21 protein-coding genes and 1 pseudogene are annotated in these 23,198 nt (G+C 67.0%); 16 read left to right on the top strand and 6 right to left on the bottom strand.

Annotated elements, in window-relative coordinates:
• Window positions 1–138: 138 nt before the first annotated feature.
• The 4 genes from AB4Z48_RS28590 to AB4Z48_RS28575 all read left to right on the top strand — a co-directional run bounded on the left by AB4Z48_RS28590 (window position 139) and on the right by AB4Z48_RS28575 (window position 4,262).
• Window positions 139–939, top strand: coding sequence for an alpha/beta hydrolase family protein (locus tag AB4Z48_RS28590; RefSeq protein ID WP_441620222.1), 801 nt, complete (start codon window positions 139–141; stop codon window positions 937–939).
• Between the two features lie 103 nt (window positions 940–1,042).
• The gene (locus tag AB4Z48_RS28585) at window positions 1,043–1,828 is read left to right on the top strand and encodes an SDR family NAD(P)-dependent oxidoreductase (protein WP_441620220.1); all 786 of its coding nucleotides are present in this window, start codon (window positions 1,043–1,045) and stop codon (window positions 1,826–1,828) included.
• Window positions 1,829–2,191: 363 nt separating this feature from the next.
• Entirely contained in the window at window positions 2,192–3,145 is a 954-nt protein-coding gene (locus tag AB4Z48_RS28580) for a 2-hydroxyacid dehydrogenase (protein WP_441620218.1), read from the top strand.
• A gap of 157 nt (window positions 3,146–3,302) precedes the next feature.
• A complete protein-coding gene (locus tag AB4Z48_RS28575; RefSeq protein WP_441620216.1) occupies window positions 3,303–4,262 on the top strand; it encodes a Bug family tripartite tricarboxylate transporter substrate binding protein in 960 nt (319 codons plus the stop codon).
• 46 nt (window positions 4,263–4,308) lie between these two features.
• Here the strand turns inward: AB4Z48_RS28575 and AB4Z48_RS28570 are convergent, their stop codons facing one another.
• The 3 genes from AB4Z48_RS28570 to AB4Z48_RS28560 are packed head-to-tail and all read right to left on the bottom strand — an operon-like array spanning window position 4,309 to window position 8,003.
• Window positions 4,309–5,301, bottom strand: a complete 993-nt coding sequence (locus AB4Z48_RS28570) for an FAD binding domain-containing protein (protein WP_441620214.1) — start codon at window positions 5,299–5,301, stop codon at window positions 4,309–4,311.
• Between the two features lies 1 nt (window position 5,302).
• On the bottom strand, window positions 5,303–5,779 hold the full coding sequence (locus AB4Z48_RS28565; protein WP_441620212.1) for a (2Fe-2S)-binding protein: 477 nt from the start codon (window positions 5,777–5,779) through the stop codon (window positions 5,303–5,305).
• A gap of 19 nt (window positions 5,780–5,798) precedes the next feature.
• Complete coding sequence (locus AB4Z48_RS28560) at window positions 5,799–8,003, bottom strand: xanthine dehydrogenase family protein molybdopterin-binding subunit (RefSeq protein ID WP_441620210.1); 2,205 nt, start codon at window positions 8,001–8,003, stop codon at window positions 5,799–5,801.
• A 165-nt stretch (window positions 8,004–8,168) separates the two neighbouring features.
• Here AB4Z48_RS28560 and AB4Z48_RS28555 point away from each other — a divergent pair, with 165 nt between their 5' ends.
• Window positions 8,169–9,356 carry a hypothetical protein gene (locus AB4Z48_RS28555; RefSeq protein ID WP_441620208.1) on the top strand — a complete coding sequence of 396 codons (1,188 nt, stop codon included), beginning with the start codon at window positions 8,169–8,171 and terminating at the stop codon, window positions 9,354–9,356.
• 27 nt (window positions 9,357–9,383) lie between these two features.
• Here the strand turns inward: AB4Z48_RS28555 and AB4Z48_RS28550 are convergent, their stop codons facing one another.
• The gene (locus AB4Z48_RS28550) at window positions 9,384–11,414 is read right to left on the bottom strand and encodes a S8 family serine peptidase (RefSeq protein ID WP_441620206.1); all 2,031 of its coding nucleotides are present in this window, start codon (window positions 11,412–11,414) and stop codon (window positions 9,384–9,386) included.
• A gap of 195 nt (window positions 11,415–11,609) precedes the next feature.
• Window positions 11,610–12,512 carry a LysR substrate-binding domain-containing protein gene (locus tag AB4Z48_RS28545; RefSeq protein ID WP_441620204.1) on the bottom strand — a complete coding sequence of 301 codons (903 nt, stop codon included), beginning with the start codon at window positions 12,510–12,512 and terminating at the stop codon, window positions 11,610–11,612.
• Window positions 12,513–12,668: 156 nt separating this feature from the next.
• Here AB4Z48_RS28545 and AB4Z48_RS28540 point away from each other — a divergent pair, with 156 nt between their 5' ends.
• The 10 genes and pseudogenes from AB4Z48_RS28540 (at window position 12,669) to AB4Z48_RS28495 (ending at window position 20,237) form a co-directional block, all read left to right on the top strand.
• On the top strand, window positions 12,669–13,559 hold the full coding sequence (locus tag AB4Z48_RS28540) for an amidohydrolase family protein (protein WP_441620202.1): 891 nt from the start codon (window positions 12,669–12,671) through the stop codon (window positions 13,557–13,559).
• Between the two features lie 31 nt (window positions 13,560–13,590).
• A complete protein-coding gene (locus AB4Z48_RS28535; RefSeq protein WP_441620201.1) occupies window positions 13,591–14,595 on the top strand; it encodes a Bug family tripartite tricarboxylate transporter substrate binding protein in 1,005 nt (334 codons plus the stop codon).
• Between the two features lie 46 nt (window positions 14,596–14,641).
• Window positions 14,642–15,376, top strand: coding sequence for a transporter substrate-binding domain-containing protein (locus AB4Z48_RS28530; RefSeq protein ID WP_441620199.1), 735 nt, complete (start codon window positions 14,642–14,644; stop codon window positions 15,374–15,376).
• A 25-nt stretch (window positions 15,377–15,401) separates the two neighbouring features.
• Window positions 15,402–15,617, top strand: a complete 216-nt coding sequence (locus tag AB4Z48_RS28525; RefSeq protein WP_441620197.1) for a tautomerase family protein — start codon at window positions 15,402–15,404, stop codon at window positions 15,615–15,617.
• Window positions 15,614–16,411 carry a 2-keto-4-pentenoate hydratase gene (gene mhpD / locus AB4Z48_RS28520; RefSeq protein WP_441620195.1) on the top strand — a complete coding sequence of 266 codons (798 nt, stop codon included), beginning with the start codon at window positions 15,614–15,616 and terminating at the stop codon, window positions 16,409–16,411. Before AB4Z48_RS28525 ends, mhpD begins: the two co-directional genes overlap by 4 nt.
• Complete coding sequence (locus tag AB4Z48_RS28515) at window positions 16,408–17,214, top strand: 2-keto-4-pentenoate hydratase (protein ID WP_441620193.1); 807 nt, start codon at window positions 16,408–16,410, stop codon at window positions 17,212–17,214. Before mhpD ends, AB4Z48_RS28515 begins: the two co-directional genes overlap by 4 nt.
• 41 nt (window positions 17,215–17,255) lie before the next feature.
• A pseudogene (locus AB4Z48_RS28510) lies at window positions 17,256–17,360 on the top strand (acetaldehyde dehydrogenase (acetylating)); the annotation flags it as partial.
• A 204-nt stretch (window positions 17,361–17,564) separates the two neighbouring features.
• Entirely contained in the window at window positions 17,565–18,587 is a 1,023-nt protein-coding gene (locus tag AB4Z48_RS28505; protein ID WP_441620191.1) for an aldo/keto reductase, read from the top strand.
• Window positions 18,588–18,596: 9 nt separating this feature from the next.
• Entirely contained in the window at window positions 18,597–19,034 is a 438-nt protein-coding gene (locus tag AB4Z48_RS28500; RefSeq protein ID WP_441620189.1) for an SRPBCC family protein, read from the top strand.
• A gap of 246 nt (window positions 19,035–19,280) precedes the next feature.
• A complete protein-coding gene (locus tag AB4Z48_RS28495; RefSeq protein ID WP_441620187.1) occupies window positions 19,281–20,237 on the top strand; it encodes a LysR substrate-binding domain-containing protein in 957 nt (318 codons plus the stop codon).
• 93 nt (window positions 20,238–20,330) lie between these two features.
• Here the strand turns inward: AB4Z48_RS28495 and AB4Z48_RS28490 are convergent, their stop codons facing one another.
• Window positions 20,331–21,545, bottom strand: a complete 1,215-nt coding sequence (locus tag AB4Z48_RS28490) for an MFS transporter (RefSeq protein ID WP_441620340.1) — start codon at window positions 21,543–21,545, stop codon at window positions 20,331–20,333.
• 164 nt (window positions 21,546–21,709) lie between these two features.
• Here AB4Z48_RS28490 and AB4Z48_RS28485 point away from each other — a divergent pair, with 164 nt between their 5' ends.
• Entirely contained in the window at window positions 21,710–22,633 is a 924-nt protein-coding gene (locus AB4Z48_RS28485) for a LysR family transcriptional regulator (protein WP_441620185.1), read from the top strand.
• Window positions 22,634–23,198 lie beyond the last annotated feature (565 nt).

The following is a 23,198-nucleotide window of genomic DNA, read 5'->3' as shown; positions in this document are numbered from 1 at the left end:
CGAAAGGCCGGCGTTGCGCCAGGGCAGGGCGGCGTACCCTGCCGGATGGACAAGCACGTGGTTTCGGGCAATGCTTGCGCTCGTTGTCCGCAGCCTCGGGATGCTGCCGGACCGGACGCTGATGAAACGGAATTTCCCATGCCGAAGCTAGCCACTGCCCTCCTTGCCGCGCTTCTCCTGTTCCTTTCCGGCCAGCCGGCACAGGCCGCCACCTGCACCCCCGACATCACCGAGCTGCACGTCAGCGGCGCGTCCCAGTGCCTGGTGATGCGCCGGTTCGGCTCCGATGCGCCGGAAGTGATGGTGATCTGGCTGCACGGGGACCTTTCCACGGGCGGGCCGGCCAACTACCAGTTCGCTGCCGCCGAGGCGGCAACGAAGGAACTCGGTGGCAACGTGGCGTCCATCGCCCTGGTGCGTCCGGGCTATCCGGACGGCAGCGGGAATGAGTCGACCGTCGCGTTCAGCCATAGCGGGCGCGCCGATCATTACACGCGGGAGAACGTCACCGAGGTCGGCACGGCGATCGAGCGTCTGCGCGAGCGGTTCAGGCCCCGGCTCGTGCTGGTGGTCGGCCACTCGGGCGGCGCTGCGACTGCCGCGATCCTGCTCGGGCTGAAGCCCAGGCTGATGGACGGCGCGGTGCTGGTTTCATGCCCCTGCGACACCGTGGCCTGGCGCAGCGGACGCCGCGCATGGAGCCGCAGCGAGAACCCGATGGCCTGGGCGGGCAAGGTTGACGCCGGCGCGAAGGTCGTCGCGCTGACCGGCGCCAGGGACGACAACACAGCGCCGGACCTCGCCCGCAGCTACATCGATGCGCTCGCGCAGCGCGGGATCAACGCTTCGTTCCGGCTCCTGCCGGACGACACCCACAACAGCGCGTTCCGCTCGCCCGAGGTCCTCAGGGCGCTGCAGGGCATGATCGCGGCCAGCTAGCCTGGCGATGCGAGGCTGCTTGCCGGGCAGGCCGCGGCCGCACGCCGGATAGCAAGCCCGGGTAGGATGTGGGCGGTCTCAACGGCAACAATGGAATGCAACGATGGAACTCAACCTGAAGGACAAGCTCGTCGTCGTGACGGGCGGCAGCAAAGGGATCGGACTGGCGTGCGCGCGGGCATTCGCCGGTGAAGGGGCGCGCGTCGTCATCGTCTCCAGGGATGCGGCCAATGTCGAGCGCGCGCTGGCCGGGCTCGCGCAGGAGGGCATCCAGGCCCATGGCTACGCCGCCAACCTGTCGGCGTACGAGGACGCCACGCGCGTGGTCTCGGAGATCGAAGGCGCGCATGGCCCGGTCGACGTGCTGATCAACAGCGCCGGCGCGGCGAAGCGCTACGAGCCGGAGGCGCTCGACGGCAACGCCTTGCGGGCCGGCATGGAAGACAAATACTTCCCGGTCGCCAACGCGCAGGAGGCGGTGCTGGCCCATATGCGGCCGCGCGGCAGCGGCGTGATCGTCAACATCATCGGTTCCGGCGGCAAGATGCCGACGTCCACCCATATCTCCGGCGGCGCGGCGAACGCTGCCTTGATGTTGTCCACGGTCGGCCATGCGGCGCACTACGCCGCGCTGGGCATCCGGATCAACGCGATCAACCCGGGCTACACCCTGACCGGGCGAGTCGAGCAATCGCTGGCGCTGGAAGCCAAGCGGCTGGATATCAGCCGGGACGAAGCGTTTGCCCGCGGATCTGCGGAGGTGCCGCTGGGCCGCTATGGCCGTCCGGAGGAAGTCGCCGATGCCGCGTTGTTCCTGGCCAGCGACCGCGCCAGCTACATCGTCGGCGCGATCCTGTCGGTCAACGGCGGCCGCAATCCGGTCATCTGAGCCTGTGCCAGCGAGCCCGCCCGGCTGTGCCGCGGCGGGCGGTTCCGGGGGTTTGAACGCGCTTCTCCATGGGGAGGGCGGGGTTGGCGTCACGAAAGGAGGTAATTCCGCCTCATGTTATATGACATCACATAATAACGAGCCAGATTTGGGTCGAGCCTCCGGTGGAACCGATTTCAGCTCTCAGGTGGATGGTGCGTAATATTTCAGTTTGATTCCCCCGTGAATTTCAAAATTAAAGGCCTGTATAGCCACTTTAAACGCCGATAGTTGGTAGCGATTCAATAGATCTTGACTGTCTTCATCCACTGCACTAGCCTTCATGTCATAAGACAACTGATGACGATAACGACGAGACACCGCATGAAGGCCAACATCCTGCAGTTGAATCCGATCCTGATTCCCGAGATCAATGACAAGCTGGGCACGCTCTACACCGTGCACCGGCTGTTCGAGCAGGGCGACAAGGACGCCTACCTGCGCGAACACGGCGCCTCGATCCGCGCGGTCATCACCGGCGGCCACACCGGCATCGGCAGGGCGATGATGGAGCAGTTGCCTGCGCTCGAGGTGGTGGCGGTCAACGGCGTCGGCACCGATGCGGTGGACCTGGCATATGCCCGCGCGCGCGGCCTCCCGGTGACAGGCACCTTCGGCGCGCTGACCGAGGACGTCGCCGATCTCGCCGTCGGGCTGCTGATCGCCACCTGCCGGGGCATATGCCCGGGCGACCGGTTCATCCGCAACGGCGACTGGGTGCGCAATCCACAGCCGAGCGCGATTCCGCTGGCGCGCCGCGTCAGCGGCATGCGCGTCGGCATCGTCGGCATGGGCCGGGTGGGCCGCGCCATCGCCACCCGCCTGGCGGCGTTCGGCTGCCCCATCGCCTACACCGACCTCAAGGCGATGGCGGATGTGCCCTACACCTTCGTGCCGGACCTCGTGCAATTGGCCGCGAAGAGTGACGCGCTGGTGCTCGCCGCCGCCGCGGACAAGGCCGAGGGCATCGTCGACGCGGCGGTGCTCGACGCGCTGGGCACGGGCGGCTACCTGATCAACATCGCACGCGGCCGGCTGGTCAAGGAAGACGACCTCGTCGCGGCGCTGACGTCCGGGCGCATCGCCGGTGCCGGCCTGGATGTGTTCGTCGACGAACCGAACGTGCCCGAAGCGCTGCTGGGGCTGGACAACGTCACGCTCCAGGCGCATCGCGCCAGCGCCACGCACCAGACGCGCACGGCCATGGGAGAGATGGTCCTGGCCAGCATCGCGCAGGCGCTCGCCGGCCAGCGGCCGGAGTTCAGCCTGACTACCTGACCGGCCGACGCCCCGGCAAAAACCGGCACGGTCGGCAAAACAGGTAAAGCAGCCATAACAGGCAAAATCGAGAGAACAGGAAACACCGGCAACGCCGGCAACATCGGCAATATCGGCAATATCGGCAAGATCAAAAAACAGATATCAGGAGACAGTAATGCGAATCACCCATCTGGCGGCGGCCGCCGTCACCATGCTTGCGGCCGGCCTGGCCGGCGCGCAATCTTATCCGTCGAAACCGATCACCATCGTGATCGGCTCCAGCCCCGGCAGCACCACGGACGGCCTGGCCCGCGCCATGGGCGCCCAGATCACCAAGGAGACGGGGCAGGCGGTGGTGGTCGACAGCCGTCCCGGCGCGTTCGGGGGCATCGCGGCCCAGCTGGTCGCGCGCTCGGCTCCGGACGGCTACACGCTGTTCATGACCACCAACACCACGCAGGCCGCGAACCCGCACCTGGTCAAGAATCTTCCCTACAACCCCATCAAGGATTTCGCGCCGATCGGCCAGGTAGTGCAGGGCTACATGCTGATGGTCGTGAACCCCGGCGTGAAGGCCAGGACCGTGCCTGAGTTCATCGCGCTGGCGAAGAAGGAGCCCGGCAAGATGACGTTCGGCTCGGGGTCGTCGTCGGCGCGCGTCGCCACCGAGCAGTTCGAGCACATGACGGGGACGAAGCTGACCTATGTCCCGTACAAGGCCAATCCGCCCGCCGTGATCGATCTCGTGGCGGGACAGACCGACGTGATGATCGTCGACCTGACCACCAGCCTGCCGCAGGTCAAGGCCGGCAAGCTGCGCGCGCTCGGCGTCAGCAGCCCGCACCGCTCGCAGCTGCTGCCCAACGTGCCCACCATCGCCGAACAGGGCGTGGCCGGCTATGACTTCGGCTACTGGAATGCGCTCTACGCGCCCGCAGGCACGCCGGCGCCGGTCATCAACCGCCTCAACGAGCTGATGCGCAAGGCCATGGCCACCGAATCGATCCGTCACTACGTGGCGGACAACGGCATGGAGGTCAAGGTGTCCTCGCCGGAGGAGCTCGCGAAGTTCCAGCTCGCGGAGCTGGAGCGCTGGGGCAAGATCATCAAGGTCGCCGGTATCGAGCCAGAATAAGGCGCGCTCCGTGCGGCATGCGGCTGGACGGCGCGCCTCGCGTCGCTCAGGGCACCGCCGCCGCGTTCCTGAGCGCGCGCTCCACGGCCCGGATGGCGATCAGGCGCTTGGTGGCATCGGCGCTCTGTGGCGCAAGCGTCAGCATGGCCGCCGAGAGGGCGTCGTGGAAGCCCGCGGCGTCGAGCCGCTTGCCGGCGATGGCCGCCTCCACCGTGGTGAGCCGCCATGGCCGGTGGGCTACCCCGCCCAGGGCTATCCTTGCCTGCGTGATCTTCTGGTTCTGGAGCGCCACGGCGGCCGCCACGCAGACCAGCGCCGACTGGTAGGCTGCGCGGTCGCGCACCTTGAGGTAGATGCTGCGTCTGGCCAGCGCGCTGCGCGGAACGACGATTCTCATCAGCAGCTCTCCCGGCTTCATGTTGTTGTCGCGCTGGGGCGTGGTGCCGGGCAGGCGGAGAAAATCCGCCGCCGCCAGCGTGCGCTCGCCGCTCGCGCCGCGCAGCACGACCTGCGCGTCCAGCGCGGCCAGGGCGACCGCCAGGTCGGACGGGTGAGTGGCGATGCATTGGCTGCTGCGGCCGAACAGCGCGAACGCGCGGGTGGCGCCCGCGGCGAGCGCGGCGCAGCCGCTGCCGGGTGTGCGCTTGTTGCAGGCCGCATCGACGGCACCGTTGCGGAAGTAGACGCAGCGCGTACGCTGCAGCAGGTTGCCGCCCAGCGTGCCGGCGTTGCGGGTCTGCGGCGAGCCGCTTTGTTCCAGCGCCATGGCGATCGCCGGGCACTCGCGCACCACGTCGGCGTGGGCTGCCACGTCGCTCATGCGCGTCAGCGCGCCAAGCACCAGATCGGTGGCGGTGAGCTCGATCTGGCCGAGCTCGGCAATGCCGCTCAGATCGACCAGCGTGCCGGGTGCGCAGACGCCTTCGCGCATCAGGTTCAGCAACTCCACGCCGCCGGCGATGCACATGGCGTCGCCCGCCGCGATCGCCGTCAGGGCGTCCGCGACGCTGGTGGCGCGTACCCACGCGAACGCGCGCACGTCAGGTCCCGCCGTCGCGGGCGTAGGCCAGTACCGCCGCCACGATATTCGGATAGGCGCCGCAGCGGCACAGGTTGCCGCACATCCAGGTGCGCACTTCGTCTTCGGTGCCGGCATGGCCTTCGGTTACACAGGCCAGCGCCGACATGACCTGGCCGGCGGTGCAGTAGCCGCACTGGAAGGCATCCTGCTTGACGAACGCGCGCTGCAGGGCGTGCAGCTTCGTCGCCGATGGCGCCACGCCCTCGATGGTCTTGACGGCATGCCCGTCCGCCATCACCGCCAGCATCAGGCAGCCGAGCACGCGCCGTCCGTCCACATGCACGGTGCAACTGCCGCACTCGCCACGGTTGCAGCCTACCTTGGTGCCGTACAGCCCCAGGGTATCGCGCAGCGTGTCGGCGAGGGTGGCGCGGGTATCGACGCTGAGCTCGTGCGGAGCGCCGTTGACAGTCAGGTGGATCGTGGCGATAGCCATGGCGTGCCTCTCCAGCGCTTCAGTTCAGCAGGTCGTCGATGCGGATCGGCAGGCGGCGCACGCGCACGCCGGTGGCATGGTAGACCGCGTTGGCGATACCCGCGGCCAGGCCGACGATGCCCAGCTCGCCCACGCCCTTGCTGCCCAGCGGATTTGCCTTGTCGTCCACCTCCTTGACCAGCAGCACGTCGATCTGCGGCACGTCGGCGCAGGTGGGAAGCAGGTAAGACAACAGGCTGGCATTGACAAAGCCGCCCGCAACCGAATCGGCCGGCGAGTCTTCCAGCAGCGCCATGCCGATGCCGCCGACGATGCCACCGGCCAGCTGGCTCCTGACCAGCATCGGATTGACTACCTGCCCGACGCCGAACGCGCTGACGACCCGGCTCACGCGCGGCACCGGCAGCCCGGGGTCCACCACGACCTCGACGAAATGCGCACCGAAGGACAGCATCGGCCCCGGCGGCGTAGCCGGTGGCGCGGCATTCGCGGCGGCCTCCAGCGTGGCCCCGCCACTGGCCGCGATGATGGCTTCGAGCGCGACGCCGCTCTGGGGCGTGGCCTTCAGGAACGCGCGGCCGTCGGCTGTGTCCATGTCGGCCGGGGCTGCGCCTGACAACACGGTGCCCGCTTGCGCAGAGGCGGCGGCCAGCAGCTTGCCCTGCAGGTCACGGCTGGCCGCCAGCACGGCTGACCCGACGCTGGCCAGCGTGCGCGATCCGCCCGAGACGGTGGTCTTCGGTAGCACCGTATCGCCGATCTCCACGCGCACGCGCGCCAGCGCCACGCCCACGCCGTCGGCCGCGATCTGCGCCAGCGCGGTGCAGATGCCGCCGCCCATCTCGTGCGTGCCGCTCTTGACCGTGACCGTGCCGGTGCCATCGATGCCCACGCTGGCGGAGGCGGCCGAACGGTTGACCGGATAGGCGGCGCTCGCCATGCCCCAGCCGATGCGCTGCCCCTGCGCATCGTGCATCGATCCCGGCGCGCTGGTGCGTGCCGACCAGCCGAAGCGCTGCGCGGCCATCTCATAGCATTGGCGCAGGCTGTTCGAGGTCCATGCCGCGCCCGAGACCGGGTCGGTGCTGGCGAAATTCTTCACCCGCAGCGCCACGGGGTCGATGCCAACCGCCACCGCGAGTTCGTCCATGGCCGACTCCAGCGCAAAGAAGCCGGTCGCTTCGCCGGGGGCGCGCATGGTGGTGGGCGTGGGCAGATCCAGCCGGACCAGCGCGCGGCTGACCTGGCCGGTGGGGCAGCGGTAGATCATGCGCGTGCGCGAAGTGGCCGGCTCGACAAAGTCGTCGTTCATCGAGGTGGTGGTCTTGGCGGCATGCGTGAGCGCCTTCAGCGTGCCGTCGCTGGCCGCCTGCAAGGTCAGGTGCTGCTCGGTATGGGGGCGGTGCCCGACCATCGAGAACATCTGGTTGCGCGAGAGCGCCAGCACCACCGGCTTGCCTACCATCTTCGCGGCAACGGCGGCCAGCAGCACATGCGGCCATGTGAGCCGCTTCGAGCCGAACGAGCCGCCGACGAATTTCGATTGCACGCGGACCTTGGCCACCGGCATGCCGAAACAGGCCGCCACCATGGCCTGCACGCCGCGTATCCACTGCGAGCCATCGTGCAGCGTCAGCGCGGCTCCGTTCCATGCGGCAACCACGGCGGGGCGCTCCATCGGGTTGTGGTGCTCGAAGGGCGTGACATAGGTCTGGTCGATGGTCACGTCGGCCGCGGCGGGGGCAGGGCCGTTGTCCGGCACATCGGCAGCCCAGCGGAAGTTGTGCAGCGGCGAGGCCGCGGGCCGGGCCACCGGCTGCGCGGCCGGCTCGAGCACTGCCGCCTTCGGCGTGTAGCGCACCTGCAGGCAGTCCGCCGCGTATTCGGCGGCCTCGCGGCTGGTGGCGACGACTACCGCAATGGCCTGGCCCAGGTGGTCGACACGGTCATCCTGCAGCGGCAGGCGGTGCTGCCCGGCGGAGTCGGGGAACGGGTCGGCCGCATGGAGCGCGAGGCAGTTCGACGAGGTGATGACTTCCAGCACGCCAGGCACCGCGCGCGCGGTGGTTTCGTCGATCGACAGGACACGCCCCTTGGCAATGGCACTGGCGCGGATGACGGCATGCACGGCATCGGCCGGCGCGGTATCCGCGGCGTATTTCGCATGCCCGGTAACCTTGGCGTGGCCATCGATGCGCGGTACTGATTTGCCGACTGACTTCATTGGCTAACCTCCCACATCCGGAAAGGACTCTAGTACATGAACCGGCCGCCTTCAATGGCGCGTTACGGTTGTGCGTTACGGTTGTGCGCTACGGTTGATGTCTGCTTTGCGGCGACATAGGCTATCTACGCCACAGCAACGCGCAGAGCGCGCAAAGGGGAAGCCATGAGCGACGAACTCGATTTCCGCAAGGAGCTGGCGCGCCAGCTGCTGTCGTCCGGCATGACGGCCGCCGATTTCGACAACCATCCCACCGTGGCGACCACGCTCGCGGCCGCGCCGGGGCTGGCCGCACACCCGCAGATCGCCTTCCCGGCCGCGCTGCGCCCGACACCGGTGCCACTGGCCACCATCCCCGATCTGAACGACCCGCTGCCCAAGGCCGACGTCGTGGTGATCACCTGGACGGTGGATGAAACCATGGCGCTCGGTGATGTGATGACGCCGGGCTTCTCGCGCGATCATTGGTATCGTTACGCGCGCAACTTCGCCCAATACCTGCCGAACATCCGTGCCCACGCGCCCGCGCGCGGCGTGATGCGCCTGGGCAGCTATTTCCCGGTGAAGATCGGCAGCAAGCGCGTGCTGTGCATGAAGTCGGAACTCCACCTCAACCAGGACGGCGTCACCACGCCGCCGGCGGGCAGCCCGCACAAGGCATCCCTGCCGATCAGGGACCTGCTCCACCAGATCATCGACGAAACGCAGGCGAAGCTGGTGATCACCACGGGCACCGCGGGCGCGGTGTTCGCGCAGCACGACCTCGGCGACGTGATCGTTACGCGCGGCGCGAAATTCCGCCTCAAGCAGGAGTTCCGCGACAGCCCGTTCAACGACAAGGTCTACAAGTCGGACTGGCAGGTCAAGACCACGCACTTCGCCAAGGCCGTGGAGCTGATGGCCGGCTTCAAGGAGCAGATCGCCGAGCCGGAGTTCCTCCCGCCCACGATCAACTACGCACCGCTGGACAACCTGCCCAAGCCGGTGCGCAAGAACGATCCCGACATCAAGCTCGACGGCAGGGAGCTGCCGGCCTTCCATCCCATTCTCACCACCGACTACTTCGAGTTCGGCACGTCGCTCAACCACCTCGACCAGATCGGCAGCGCGGTGGAGATGGGCGATGCGGTGCTGGGCATGGTGGTGGAAGAACGCGCCGCCGCCGGCAAGTCCACGCCACACTGGCTGGTGGTGCGCAACTGCTCGGACCCACAGATCAACGGCAAGCTGCGCAACAAGCCGGCCAAGCAGAGCCTGCAGGCGATGTGGGCGGTCTACTACTACGAGGGCTTCGGCTACTGGACCAGCATGAACAGCGCGCTCGCGTGCTGGGCCGTGATTGCCGGGCTGTAGCGGCACGGGCGGGGCAGGGCGGCCCTGCTAGCCGCCCACGCGGATCACCAGCGCGTAGTTCTGCTTCGCCAGCGCAATGGCGTGGGCCACCACCGATACGGTGACGCTGCCGGCCGGGATCTGATTCCATTCCACTTGCTCCACATTGTTGACGCGGTCGAAATCCGTGGCGCCCAGGGCCATGTTGCCGTGCCACTCGCGCCCGCCCGCCACGACCACCAGGTCGAGGTCGCTCTGCAGCCCTTCGCCGGGCGGATCGGTCCATACCAGCGTGACCTTGAGCCTGCGCGCGCTGGCGGCGATGGTCACCTCGTAGTCCTCGCGCTCGCCGGTGTCGAGCCGGGTGGCTTCGTCAAAGAACTGCAGCGTCTCGTGGTCCGCGTAGGGGCCGGTCACCGCCTGCAGGTCGACCCTGCCGAAGCCCTGGTTGTTGTTCGGCACGGCCCCGGCCTCGGAAGGCGAGTATTGCCCGGCAAGCGGGCGTGCGCCGTTGATGATCAGCGCCTTGACCAGCGCCGCGCTGGGCTTGCGCAAGCGGTGACGGGTGCGCAGGAACTGCCGCACGACGGCTGCGCATCCGGCCACCAGCGGGGTGGCCATGCTGGTGCCGCCGTCGAACATGTAGAGCGGATCGCCCGACAGGCCCCAGCCTTCGGACCTGGTCGCGCGCGAGCGGGTGGACAAGATGTACGTGCCGGGCGCCACCACGTCCGGCTTGAAGCGAAGGTCCATGGTCGGGCCGCGGCTGCTGAACGCGACCATGCCTTCCGGGTTGTTGGCGAGCCGGTCCGACTTGATGGGATTGGTCGGGAAATCGGCCGGCCAGCCGGCGCCGTAGGTCATCTTCATGGCCGGGCGGTCGTTCTCGCTGGCACCGATGGTCAGGCAGTTCTTGGCGGTCCCGGGCGGCGGGACCGAAGACGGGTTGACCTGGCCGTTGGCGTCGCTGTCCGTGCCCGCATTGCCGGCGGCGAAGCAGATCAGCATGTCGCGGTTCTTGTAGACGAATTCATCGACTTCATGCGCCTGCGGATCGTACTTGCCGAAGTTGCCCTGGCTGCACCACGAGTTCGTGTGCACGCGCGCCTTGTGGGTCTTGTAGGGCGGCAGGAACAGATCGTTCAGGTCGCCGGGCAGGCCACCCAGGCCTGACTGGCTGTCCAGCACCGACTGGAGCACCAGCCTGGCGCCGGGGGCCGCGCCGCAGATGGCGCCGTCCGTGCTGGACACGCCGTCGCCAAGCACGGAGCCTGCCACGTGCGTGCCGTGCCCGTCGGGATCGTCCTTGCGCCCGGGCCGGCCCAGCGCGTACAGCGCCTTGACGCGGCCCTTGAAGGCAGGGTGCACATTGGTCGTGGAGCCTTTGTCGAAGCCGGTATCGGCCACCGCCACCACTTCGCCATCGCCGCGCAGCGCAGCGGGGTCGGCCGCGGCCGGGGCGCGCAGGATGGTGCGCGCGATATTGTTGGCCAGCCGGCGCGGGAATACTTCCTCGACGTGGCGCACCGGGTCCAGCGCCGCGACCTCCGGCAGGCGCCGGCGCTTGAGCGTCACGCGCAGCTTGTGCCCGGCCACGGTCACCGCGGATACGTCCAGGTGCGCGGCGGCGGCAACCAGCTTGTGCGCTTCGGCCACCCTGGCGTTCCGGTGCAGCACCACGTCGACCGTGACGCGCGAACTATCGAGCTCGGCCGGCGGCGCCAGCGCGGCCGCCGCCACGGCAACGCCGCCGGGCTGCGGCGCCACCCGGCGCAGCGACGGCGAGAGCTTGACCACGTTGGGATACAGGTCGGCCCAGTCGACGAACGGCAGTGCCCGCACCCTGGCGAGGCTGGTCTTCGGGAAGTAGCAAACCAGCCCGCCGCCCGGCACCGCTTCCAGGACCTCGGCGCCGGCGCGCGCCAGTTGCTGCTTCTGTGCGGCATTCATCGGGGCATGGGGCACCACGACGATGTAGTCGGTCGTGCTGGCGTTCTCGTTGGCCAGGGAGAACGCCGCCAGGGTCTCCCTGGGTGCCGACGTGTCGATCGCGATGCCGTTGATCGTGATGGAAGCCATCGTGTTTTTCCTCCCTCGTCACGCCGGTGCCGCAGGGCAAGGCCCGTCGCCGACATGCCGGCGCGCTGTCTATGCAGTTCTAGTCGCTGAGGCGCCGCTCCGTATTGAATTTTTCTTTTTTCAGCTGAAATGCAACAACACGACGACGGCCGCCGGGGCAGGGCGGGGCACGATGCCTGGCGCGTCAGGCCTGCGTCAGCGCCGCCTCAGCGGTAGCTGCGCGCCCTGTCGCGCAACGTTGAGGAATGCCTGGAGAATTTGCGATTGATCGTCGCGGCGGTACAGGCAGCTCAGTTCGATGTCCTTCAGTACACGCGACCTGAGCGGCTTATAGACCACGCCCGGCAGCCGCAGGTTCGATGCCGACTCGGTCGTCACGCAAAGCCCGAAGCCCCCGGCAACCAGGGCGACGGCGGTGACCACGTCCTCCACCTCCTGCTCGATCACCAGTCGCACGCCCTCGCTGCGAAACGCTGACATGACCTCCTGGGCCAGTCCCGGCAGCGGTGCATTGGGATAGAGGATCATCGGCTCGCTGTCGAGATCCTTCAGCGTCAGCACCGGCTTCTTGCCCAGGCGGTGGTGTTCCGGCAGCGCCACCAGCATGGTTTCGCGCAGCACGGTCTCGACCATCAGGTCCGGCTCGTTCGGTACCAGCCGATTGAACCCCACCGTGATGCGGCGCTCGCGCAGCGCTTCGATCTGTTCGGCCTTGCCCATGTTGTGCAGGCCGATCCGTACCTCCGGCCGTGCCTTGTGAAAGCGCGCCAGCAGCACCGGAATCACGTTGAGCAGGCCCGAGCCGAAGATGCCGACGTCGAGCCGGCCGATCAGGCCCCGTCCCGCGCGCTGCGCCTTTTCGCTTGCCCGCCGCGCCATGCTGAGCACATTGGGCACCTCCTCGAGCAGGGCCGTGCCGGCTTCCGTCAGTTCCACGCCCTTGGCCGTGCGCACGAACAGCGCGGCGCCGAGTTCCTCTTCGAGCGCGTGGATGTGGCGCGTCAGCGGTGGCTGGGCCATATGCAGGCGCGCAGCCGCGCGGGTGAAATTGCGCTCCTCCGCGACCGCGAGGAAGTAACGCATCTGTTTGAGATCCATGGGAGGTCCGCGTGTTGGGAGGAGATCAGGAAGGGCAATACCGGATCGGTATGGTATCGGAAAAAAATAGTATTAGACCGTATAGGGCTGACTGGCCGATGATCCACATCAGCGCAGGGGCAGAAGTCCCGCGAAGCACCAGACTGGAGACAAGCCATGCCCACCGGCCTCACCGCCGCCCCCCCGCCCTGCCAGGGGCCGGACCGCAACCTGCGCATGCCGGCGTTCCGCATGCCCCGGGGCGCCGTGGACTGCCACGCCCACGTGTTCGGCCCGCAGGCGCAGTACCCTTTTTCCGAAGAGCGCAGCTACACGCCGGAGGATTGCACTGTCGAACAATACGAGGCCTTGCTCGCCACGCTGGGCATCGACCGCTGCGTGATCGTGCACGGCGGCGCGCACGGCACGGACAACCGTGTCACGCTGGACGCCATCGCACGCATGGGAAAACGCGCACGCGGCGTTGCGGTAATCCGGCCGGGACTCGGGCGAGCCGCGCTGCAGGCAATGCACGACGGCGGCATGCGCGGCTGCCGGATCTCCACCGTCGTGCGCGGCGGCGCCCGTTTCGAACACCTGGAGGCGTTGGCGCAGGAGACCCATCCGCTCGGCTGGCATCTGGTGCTGCATCTGCACGAGTCGAAGGAGTTGTGCGACCTGGCGCCGCGCCTGATGGCATTGCCCAACCCGTTCGTCGTCGATCATCTCGGCCATGTGCTTGGCGACGAGGGCGTGCAGTCGGCGGGATTCGCTGCGCTCATGGGCCTGCTGGAGGGAGGCCGCTGCTGGGTCAAGCTCGCCAGCCTGTATCGCTCGTCGTCGCAGGCATATCCGCACCTGGACATGCTGCCGATGATCCATGCCGTGGTGCGCGCGTATCCCGACCGCGTGATCTGGGGCAGCAACTGGCCGCATCCCATCTACAAGGGGGCGATGCCCAACGATGCCGACCTCGTCGACCTGATTCCGCTCTGGGTGCCTGACGCGGACCAGCAGCGGCGCATGCTCGTGGACAATCCGGCGCGCCTGTACGGCTTTGACGACTGACCGCAGGACAAGATTCAGACAGGAGACAGAAATGCCTTTGCGCATCACCAGTACCCGCCCGGGCCGTTCGCCATGGCGGCGTCTCGCCGCCGGGCTGTTCGCCGGCACCGCCATGCTTGCCGCCGGCGCCGCCGCCGCACAGAGCTTCGACAAGCCGGTCACCATCGTCGTGCCGTTCCCGGCGGGCGGGACCACCGACATCGTCGCGCGCGCCCTGGCCGTCGGCATGGGCGACGCCCTCAAGCAAACAGTCATCGTCGACAACCGCGCGGGCGCTGGCGGCAACGTCGGCGCGGAGATCGTCGCGCATGCCAAGCCGGACGGCTACACGCTGCTGGTGACCACCGCCGGCCCGCTGAGCATCAATCAGTATCTTTACCGCCGGCTTGGCTATGACCCCGCCAAGGACTTCGCGCCCGTGGGCCTGATCGCCACCGTGCCCATCATGCTGGTGGCCAATACCGGGCAGCCTTTCAAGACGCTGCCGGAGCTGATCGCCTACGCCAAGGCGCATCCGGGCAAGCTTTCCTACGGCTCCCAGGGCAACGGCACGACCAGCCACCTCACCATGGAACTGCTCAAGAGCCGCGCCGGCATCGACCTGCTGCACGTGCCGTACCGCGGCAGCTCGCCCGCGGCCACGGATCTGATGGGCGGCAACGTGCAGGTGATGTTCGACAATTCGCCGGCAACGCTGCCGTTCGTCGAGGCCCAGCGGATGCGGGCGCTGGGCGTGGCCACGCCCGGCCGCGTGCCGGCGCTCAAGAACGTCCCGGCGATCGCCGAGACCGTGAAGGGCTTCGAGTCCATCGCCTGGTTCGCCATCGTCGCACCGGCGGGCACGCCCGCCAACGTAGTGCAGGCGCTCAATGCCGCGATGAATGCCACGCTCAAGCGGCCGGAGGTCAAGGAAAAATTCGCGGCTTCGGGCGTGGAGCTCGGCGGCGGCACCCCCGAGGTGCTGGCGCGCTTTATCAAGAGCGAGAGCGCGAAGTGGGGCACGGTCATCAAGACGGCCGGCGTGCACCTTGACTGACCCGACCCGCCCTGACCGGCCCACCCCCAGACCAGGAATGAACCTGATGACTATCGATGCTTCCGTCCTCCGGGACCTGGCGCCGCACGGCCGCGTACGTGCTGCGATCAACTTCGGCAATGCCGCGCTCGCGCAGCGCGATCCGGCCACCGGCGCGCCGGGGGGCATCTCGGTCGCCATGGCCTATGCGCTGGGCGAGCAGCTCGGACTCGAGACCGAACTCGTGCCCTACGATGCCGCGGGCAAGGTCACCGATGCCCTCGCCGACGACGCCTGGGACGTAGCCTTCCTGGCGGTCGACCCCGTGCGCGCCGACCGCCTGGCGTTCTCGCCGGCCTATGTGCAGATCGCTGCCTGCTACATGGTCCACGCCGCTTCGCCGCTGCAGCGCCCGCAGGACGTCGATGCGCCGGGCCGCAGCGTGGCCGTCGGCAAGGGGGCCGCCTACGACCTGCACCTGACGCGGACCTTGAAACAGGCGCGGATCGAGCGCCGGCCCACGGCCGCCGAGGCCTTCGCGCTGTTCGAGTCCGCGCCGCTCGACGCCGCCGCCGGCGTGCGCCGCGTGATCGAGCAATACGCGGCGACGCGGCCGCACCTGCGCGTGATGGCCGACGACTTCCTGGCGATCGACCAGGCGCTGTGCCTGCCGCGCGGCCGCGAGGCCGGTGCCGCCTGGTTGCATGACTTCGTCGAAGCCATGAAGCGCAACGGCTTCGTGGCCGACGCGCTCAAGCGCGCCGGCAAGACCGATATCGCGGTGGCGCCGCCCGCCGCCTGAATTCCACTCCATAGCGAAAACCTTCATGCCGATCGTACAGATCACCCTTATCGAAGGTCGCGACGAAGCGACCGTCAAGCGCTGCATCCAGGAGGTGGCGCGCACCGTGCACGCCACGCTCGGCGCGCCGCTGGAGAGCATCCGCGTGCTGGTCAGCCAGTTGCCCGCCACGCAGTGGAGCGTGGGCGACCGCACCAAGGACGAGATCGACGCTGCGCGCGCCGCCAGGGAGAACCCATGACACCCCAGCAACAACAAGCCGCCGCGCTTGCGCTGCGCGAGGCCGCGCGCACCGGCGAATGGATCGCTCCGCTGCGCGAGCAGTACCCGGGCATCGACGCCGAGGCAGCCTATGCGATCCAGCGCATCAACACCGAGGCACGCGTGGCTGGCGGGCATCGCATCGTCGGTCGTAAGATCGGCCTGACGGCACGCGCCGTGCAGGCGCAGCTCGGCGTGGACCGGCCCGACTTCGGCACGCTGTTCGACGACATGGGCTATGGCGATGGCGAGCCGGTTCCGGTGTCGGCGCTGCAGCAGCCGAAGATCGAAGCGGAAGTCGCCTTCGTGCTGGGCCGCGACCTTGACCTCGAGCGCGCGGGCCTGGTGGACGTGCTCGGCGCCATCGAGTACGCGTTGCCGGCGCTGGAGATCGTCGGCAGCCGCATCGACAACTGGAATATCCGGTTCGTGGACACGGTGGCCGACAACGCATCCTCGGCAGCCTACGTGCTCGGCACCACGCCGAAGACCTTGCAGGCATTCGACGCGCGCCTGTGCGGCATGGCGCTGATGCGGCGCGGCGAGCCGGTTTCGACCGGCGCGGGCGCCGCATGCCTTGGCAATCCGCTCAACGCGGTGGTCTGGCTGGCGCGCACGATGGCCGCGCTTGGCAGCCCGCTGCGCGCCGGCGATCTCGTGCTGTCCGGCGCGCTCGGCCCGATGGTGCCGGTGCAGCCCGGCGACGTGTTCGATGCCCATATCAACGGCCTGGGCAGCGTGAAGGCCGTATTCGAACCGGAGAACGCGCAATGACCTCGCTGACATCGATCCAGGATCTTGCTGCAATGCTGGACGACGCCGCCGCCGGCGCGACCGCCGTGGCGCAGTTCGATGCCGATGGCACGCTGTCGCTCGCCGACGCCTACGCGATCCAGTCGGCCGCGGTGCGTCGCCGCGAGGCGCGCGGCGAGCGGCGGGTCGGCGTGAAGATGGGCTTTACCAGCCGCGCCAAGATGATCCAGATGGGGCTGTCCGACGTGATCTGGGGCCGCCTGACCAGCGGCATGCAGGTGGAGGAGGGCGGGGCGGTCGATTTCTCGCGCTACGTGCATCCGCGCGTCGAGCCGGAGCTGGCGTTCGTGCTGAAGAAGCCCCTGGCCGGCGACGCGACCGCTGCCGAGGCGCTTGCCGCGGTGGAGGCGATCGCGCCGGCGCTCGAGATCATCGATTCGCGCTACCGGGATTTCAAGTTCACCTTGCCCGAGGTCATCGCGGACAACGCCTCGTCGAGCGGCTTCGTGATCGGCGCCTGGCACGATCCGCACCGCGATTTCGGCAACCTCGGCCTGGTGCTGTCGATCGACGGCCGGGCGGTGCAGGTGGGCTCCACGGCGGCGATTCTCGGCCATCCGCTGCGCTCGCTGGTGGCCGCGGCGCGCGTCGCCGCAGCCGCCGGCGAGCCCCTGCAGACAGGCTGGCTGGTAATGGCCGGCGGCGCCACGCAGGCCGAATGGATCCGGCCGGGGCAGTACGTCTCGGTCGATATGGAAGGGCTCGGGCATGCAGGCTTCCATGTATCGCCGCCAGAAGGAAAACAAGCAAAAACCGCAAACTGAAAGTCGCCATCATCGGGCCGGGCAATATCGGCACCGACCTGATGTTCAAGGTGATGCGCAATAGCCGGCACCTGGAAATGGGCGCGATGGTCGGCGTGGACCCGGCCTCGGATGGGCTGGCCCGCGCCAGCCGCCTTGGCATCGCCCCACCGCCGCGGGCATCGACGAAGCGCGCCGATGCATGCCGAGTGGCCGATGCAGCCCATGCGACGCCAATGTACGCGCGTCCGGCCCAGCCCGCTCGTTCATATTAAGACCTTGGGAGACTTAAGTTCTCCCTATTCCGTCTTGGACAGGCTCAACTTGCGATCCTAGACTGCCTTCACTCAACTCACTTCTGGAGAGCAGTCATGAGCATCAAAGACAAGTTGCCCGCCGGCAGCGTCCTCGGTTTCGGTACCGCCCCGCTGGGCAACATGTTCCGCGATATCCCCGAAGCCGAAGCCGCCGCCACCGTGGACGCCGCCTGGGAACACGGGATCCGCTACTTCGACACCGCGCCTTTCTACGGCGCCGGCCTGTCCGAGATCCGCCTGGGCCAGGCCCTGGCCAAGCGCAACCGCAATGACTATGTGATCAGCACCAAGGTTGGCCGCCTGATCCTGGACGAAGTCGAAGACGCCAGCGCGCGCGATCTTGGCGAAAAAGGTGGTTTGTTCGCCACCGGGCGTCCTAACAAGCTGGTCAACGACTATTCGGCCGACGCCACGTTGCGCTCGATCGACGACAGCCTGAAACGACTGGGCACCGATCGCCTCGATATCGTCTGGGTGCACGATATCGCGCAGGACTTCTATGGCGACGAATGGTTGTCCTACTTCGAGACTGCCCGCAAGGGTGCCTTCCGCGTGCTGACCCGGCTGCGCGAGGAAGGAGTCATCAAGGCCTGGGGCCTGGGCGTCAATCGCGTCGAACCGCTGGAGCTGACGCTGGACCTGGCCGAAGCGCAGCCTGATGGCTTCCTGCTCGCCGGGCGCTACTCGCTGCTGGATCACGAGCGCGCCCTGCAGCGCCTGATGGCGGCGGCCGCCGCGCAGAAGGTCGAGATCGTCGTCGGCGGCCCCTACAGCTCCGGCATCCTGGCCGGCGGCACGCATTTCGAGTACCAGAAGGCGCCGGCCGACATCGTCGCCAAAGTCGAGCGCATCAAGGCGATCGCCCGGCGCTACCAGGTCGGCATCAAGGCCGCCGCCCTGCAATTCGCACTGGCCAATCCCGCCGTCGCCGCGGTAATCCCGGGGGCGAGCCGTCCCGAGCGCATCGCCGAAGACATGGCCGCGCTGTCGGAGCCGATCCCCGCTGGCTTCTGGCGCGAAATGCGCGAGCAAGGCCTGGTCGCGCCCAATGCGCCGCTTCCCATCGATCTCGCCTGAGGAGCCAACATGGCACAAGCTTTTGCAAGCATCACGCTCGCGGTCCCGGCAGACCAGGTATGGCAACGGATCGGCGGCTTCGATTCGCTGCCGGACTGGCTGCCCTACATTCCCAGGAGCGAGTTGAGCGAGGGCGGCCGCGTGCGTCGCCTGGCCAATCCCGACGGCAATGCCATCGTCGAGCGGCTCGAGGTATTCGACAACGCGGCGCGCAGCTACACCTATTCGATCCTCGAGGCGCCGTTCCCCGTGACCGGCTATCGCTCGACGCTGCGCGTGCTGGAAATCCCAGGCGAGCAGGGCGCGCAGGTCGAATGGTCCGGCCAGTTCACGCCGGTTGGTGTGAGCGATGAGGAGGCGTCCGCCCTGTTCGGCGGTATCTACCGGGACGGCCTGAAGGCGCTCGAAGCGTCGTTTGGCAGCAGCAGCGACAGCGCTTCGTCTTGAAGGCCATCGACGGCCTAAGCCGGTACTGCGTCGGCTCCGGGCCGGGCACGTCGCGCGTGCTGTTCCGGCGCGGCGAATGATCGTCTCCCCGCCACGCCTTTCCTGGCGCGGCGGGGAAATCATTGCAAGGCATGCTTCATGCAATATGCGGAGATGAAGATCCGCAGATCGCGGCACGGTCGGGCGTTGCAAGTTGAGCCTCGACGGGACATGATCAGGAAAAAGTTAAGTCTCTAGAGGTCTGAGATGCTGGACATTCGCCAACTCCACTATTTTGTCGCCGTCGCCGAGGAAGAACACGTCGGACGGGCGGCGGAGCGGCTGCACATCTCGCAGTCGCCGCTGAGCAGGCAGATCGCGCAACTCGAGGAAAAGCTGGGGTTGACGCTGTTCGAGCGCTCCCAGCAGCGCATCCGCCTGACCACGGACGGGCGCACATTCCTGGCCGAAACGCGCGCCTTCCTCACCCATGGCAACCGGCTGGAGTCACTGGCCCGGCGCCTGGGGAAGGGGGACGAGGGCGGGCTGTGCATCGGGTATCTCGAATACGCCATGCATTCCGGCGTGCTGCCCAATGCCTTGCGCGAACTGCGGCAGACGCGCCCGAACGTGCATATCGCGCTCTACAACCATCCCTCCGCGGCGCAGATCGAAGGACTGCGCCAGCGCAGCCTGGACATCGCCCTGGTATGCGAGCCGCCGCCTCCGGACGACCCGGACCTGGAGTCCGCACAGGTGCTGAACGACCCGATGCTGCTTGCCATTCCCGAGGGACATCCGTTGGCAACGGCGCAGCGCTTCACGCCGGACGACCTCGCGGCGCAGAAGTGGATTGGCGTGATGCACAGGGAGAGTGCCCTGCGGCACGACACCTTCATTGCCGCCTGCGCCAGGGCCGGCTTTACGCCGTCCATCACCATGGAAGCCACCGAGCCGCTGGCAGCACTGGGACTGGTGGCAGCAGGCCTCGGCATGACCATGATCCAGCAGAGCCTGCGCCACCAGGCGCCGGACGGGGTGGTCCTGCACGAACTGTCGTGGTTCACCTACCGCACGCCGTTGTGGGCGGCGTGGCACAAAGTCAATCTGCGGCCCCTGGTGGAGATTTTCCGCAAGACCCTCATCAGGACGAGCGCCGAGATCACCGGTCCGGCGCACCAGCCGGCGGCCGCTCCTGAGGCAGCGTTGGCGATCGGCAAATAGCCCGCGCTTGCGGCCGCGAGCCCGGCCCCCGCCGTCTCGAATAAGGTCTTGGATGGTCCGCGACGCATCCTCGCGGACCGGCTCCGGGGCAATTCAATCTGCGCTCGCTGAGATGTTGCCCGCTTTGATCGCCGCATCGGTATTCGGGCTCCGCTGGCCGCCCCGGGCGCCGATCCAGTGTATTGCGGAAGCGATGAGTCCAAGCACGATTCCAAATGCGACGATGCCCGTCCAGCCGAAGCGAGTCATGAGCCAGCCGCTGATCACCGTACCGAGGGCGCCGCCGAAGAAGGTAGCGGTCATGTAGAGGCTGTTAATGCGGCCCTGCGCCTTCGGATCAACGGCGAAGGCGCGCGTCTGGTTGGACACAAGGCCTGACTGCACGCCAATATCGAGCACGATGACACCGATAACCAGAAGGGCAAGCGAGGAATCGGCGCCGGCGAGAAGCACGTACGCAAGCGTCACTATGCCGATACTGGCCCCAATGACGCTGCGCGACCCCAACCGGTCAGTGGCGCGACCGCCGAGTGAAGCGGCAAGTGCGCCAGCCGCGCCAATGATGCCAAAGCCGCCCGCCCAGGCACTACCAAGGTGCCACGGACCGCTTACGAGGAGCGCGGCCAGATTCACCCAAAACGCATTGAAGCAAGCCCACAACAGCGCCTGGATGATCATCGATTCCCGGATCGGGCGATTGTCCCGCGCCAGCGGCCAGAGCGACGCGAGCAGGCGTCCATAGGACAGATTCGTGGTGGGCCGACCCCGCGGCAGCAGCGATGCGGCGGCGATCCAGACCGGGATCATGAACGCCGCTTCCACGCCATAGACCGCGCGCCAGCCATAGGCCGCGCCGACCACGCCACTGATCGTGCGGCCAAGCAGGATGCCAACCATGATCCCGCTGACGACCGTCCCCACCGAGCGCCCACGCTCGCTTGGCGGCGACATGACGGCCGCGAAAGGCACGAGCTGTTGCGGCACGCAGCTGACAATGCCAAGACCAAAGGAAGCTGCGATCAGCGCCCAGACACCGGGGGCGAGCGCTGCAACCACGGCAAAGCCGAAGGCGAGCGCGATCTGGCCGAGTACCAGCTTGCGACGGTCGAAGCGGTCGCCCAGAGGCAACAGAAGCGCCAGCCCCGTTGCGAAGCCAAGCAACGCAGCGCCGGCAACGAGATCAACCGTTGTCACGTCGAGGTGCAGGTCCGACGCGATCAACGGCAAGATCGGCTGTGTGCAATAGATGTTGGTGATCACCGCGCCCGCGATGATTGCCATCATCACGATCTTGCTACGGGACGCCATCGCAGGCGCGTGCGGACTGTCGGGTGGGTTGGATGGGTTGCTCACGGCACTCTCCTTTCATTCTCGAGATACTAGGTTCGTAAGTTACCTCCTTGCATCTGAAAAGAGAATCCAGCAAAATTGAGAGTCATCCTTCCATCAATTGATAGAATCGATAGAATCAGATGAACCTTTTTGACTCCATGTCTCTGCTCATCGCGGTCGCCGATTCGGGCAGTTTGTCCGCCGCCGCGCGTCGCCTCGGCGTGCCGCTGGCAACAGTCAGCCGCAAGATTGGGGAGCTGGGGGCACATTTAAAAGTCCGTTTGCTTCACCGCACGACGCGCAAGCTTTCGCTGACGGAAGCCGGGGATTCATACGTGGCCGCCTGCAGGCGGATTCTCGAGCAAATCGGAGAGGCCGAGCGCGCTGCGACCGGTGAACATTCCTCGCCCAGGGGCGAGCTCGTCATCACGGCTCCTGTCACTTTCGGGCGCTTGCACGTCGTGCCGGTCGTTGCGGAATTTCTCGCGCAATATCCGGAGATCGACATCAACCTCGCGCTCACGGATCGCGTCGTGCATCTGATGGACGAGCACGCCGACGTGGCGGTCCGGATTGGTAAATTGCCCGATAGCACGCTCATGGCGACGCGAGTCGGAGTCGTCCGCCGGGTCGTATGTGCAAGTCCGGCATATCTGGCAACTCACGGCGTGCCGGCCGGACCGCGCGATCTCGCCGGGCATAAATGCATTACCTTCGAGGTTCTCGCGTCCATGCGCGCCTGGGTTTTTGGATTCGGCAAGTCCGAGTTATCCGTGCCCATTCATTCGCGGCTTGCAGTCAATACCGCGGAGGCGGCTATTGCAGCCGCGATACTCGGCGTTGGACTGGTACGTGTGCTGTCCTACCAGGTTGCGGATGCCATACGTAATAAGACACTTTGCATCGTGCTCGAGGAATTCGAGTCGGCGCCATTGCCAGTCAGTCTTGTGCATAAAGGACAAGCGCCGCTGCCGTTGAAGTTGCGTGCCTTCCTGGACTTCGCGACACCACGCCTGCGAACGCGCGCAGCGCAGAGTGCACCCGTCCCGCCGCCACATGACTGATGTCGGATGGGCATGGCGCCCGGCATTTCTACGACGAAGTGCCGGGCGCACTGGGTGTTGAGCGAGTCATGGACCTGGACACGCCGTCGCTCTGGGGATGCCGCTTCGCTCCTGCGTAACTTGCCGGATGCCTGCGCTGTTGCCCGTCACGAGGGCCTGCCGTAGGAAGGCGTGCCGGCGGCTTCGGGCCTCGATGCACCCTCGATGTGGCCATGGTGGCACTTTTTGGTTTTTTCCAGAAAAAACTTGCAAGCTCGGTGTGGAACCCTTAGTATTCGGTCCCCCGCAGCAGGAAATATTGCGGCGAATCAAGCAGGGAAAATGATTGCCTGGGTCGGCGAAGGTAATTAGTCGAGGTGAGCGAGGTTTTTGAAAAAAAGAAATTTCGCAAAAAACTCTTGATTTAATTACTAAGTTTCTTCATAATCTCGTTTCTCTGCTGCTGACAACAAAGCAGCGACGCGGTAAGCAAAGCGAACCGCGGCAAGTTCTTTAACAAACAAACAACCGATAAGTGTGGGCGCTTGATAGCGGATGCCCGGTGCGCAAGCATCGGAGCTTACAA

It is taken from the genome of Cupriavidus sp. 2TAF22 (assembly GCF_052115045.1).
Classification (GTDB): Bacteria; Pseudomonadota; Gammaproteobacteria; order Burkholderiales; family Burkholderiaceae; genus Cupriavidus.
The sequence above is the reverse complement of the archived record's forward strand: the minus strand, read 5'-3'. Positions and strand labels throughout refer to the sequence as shown.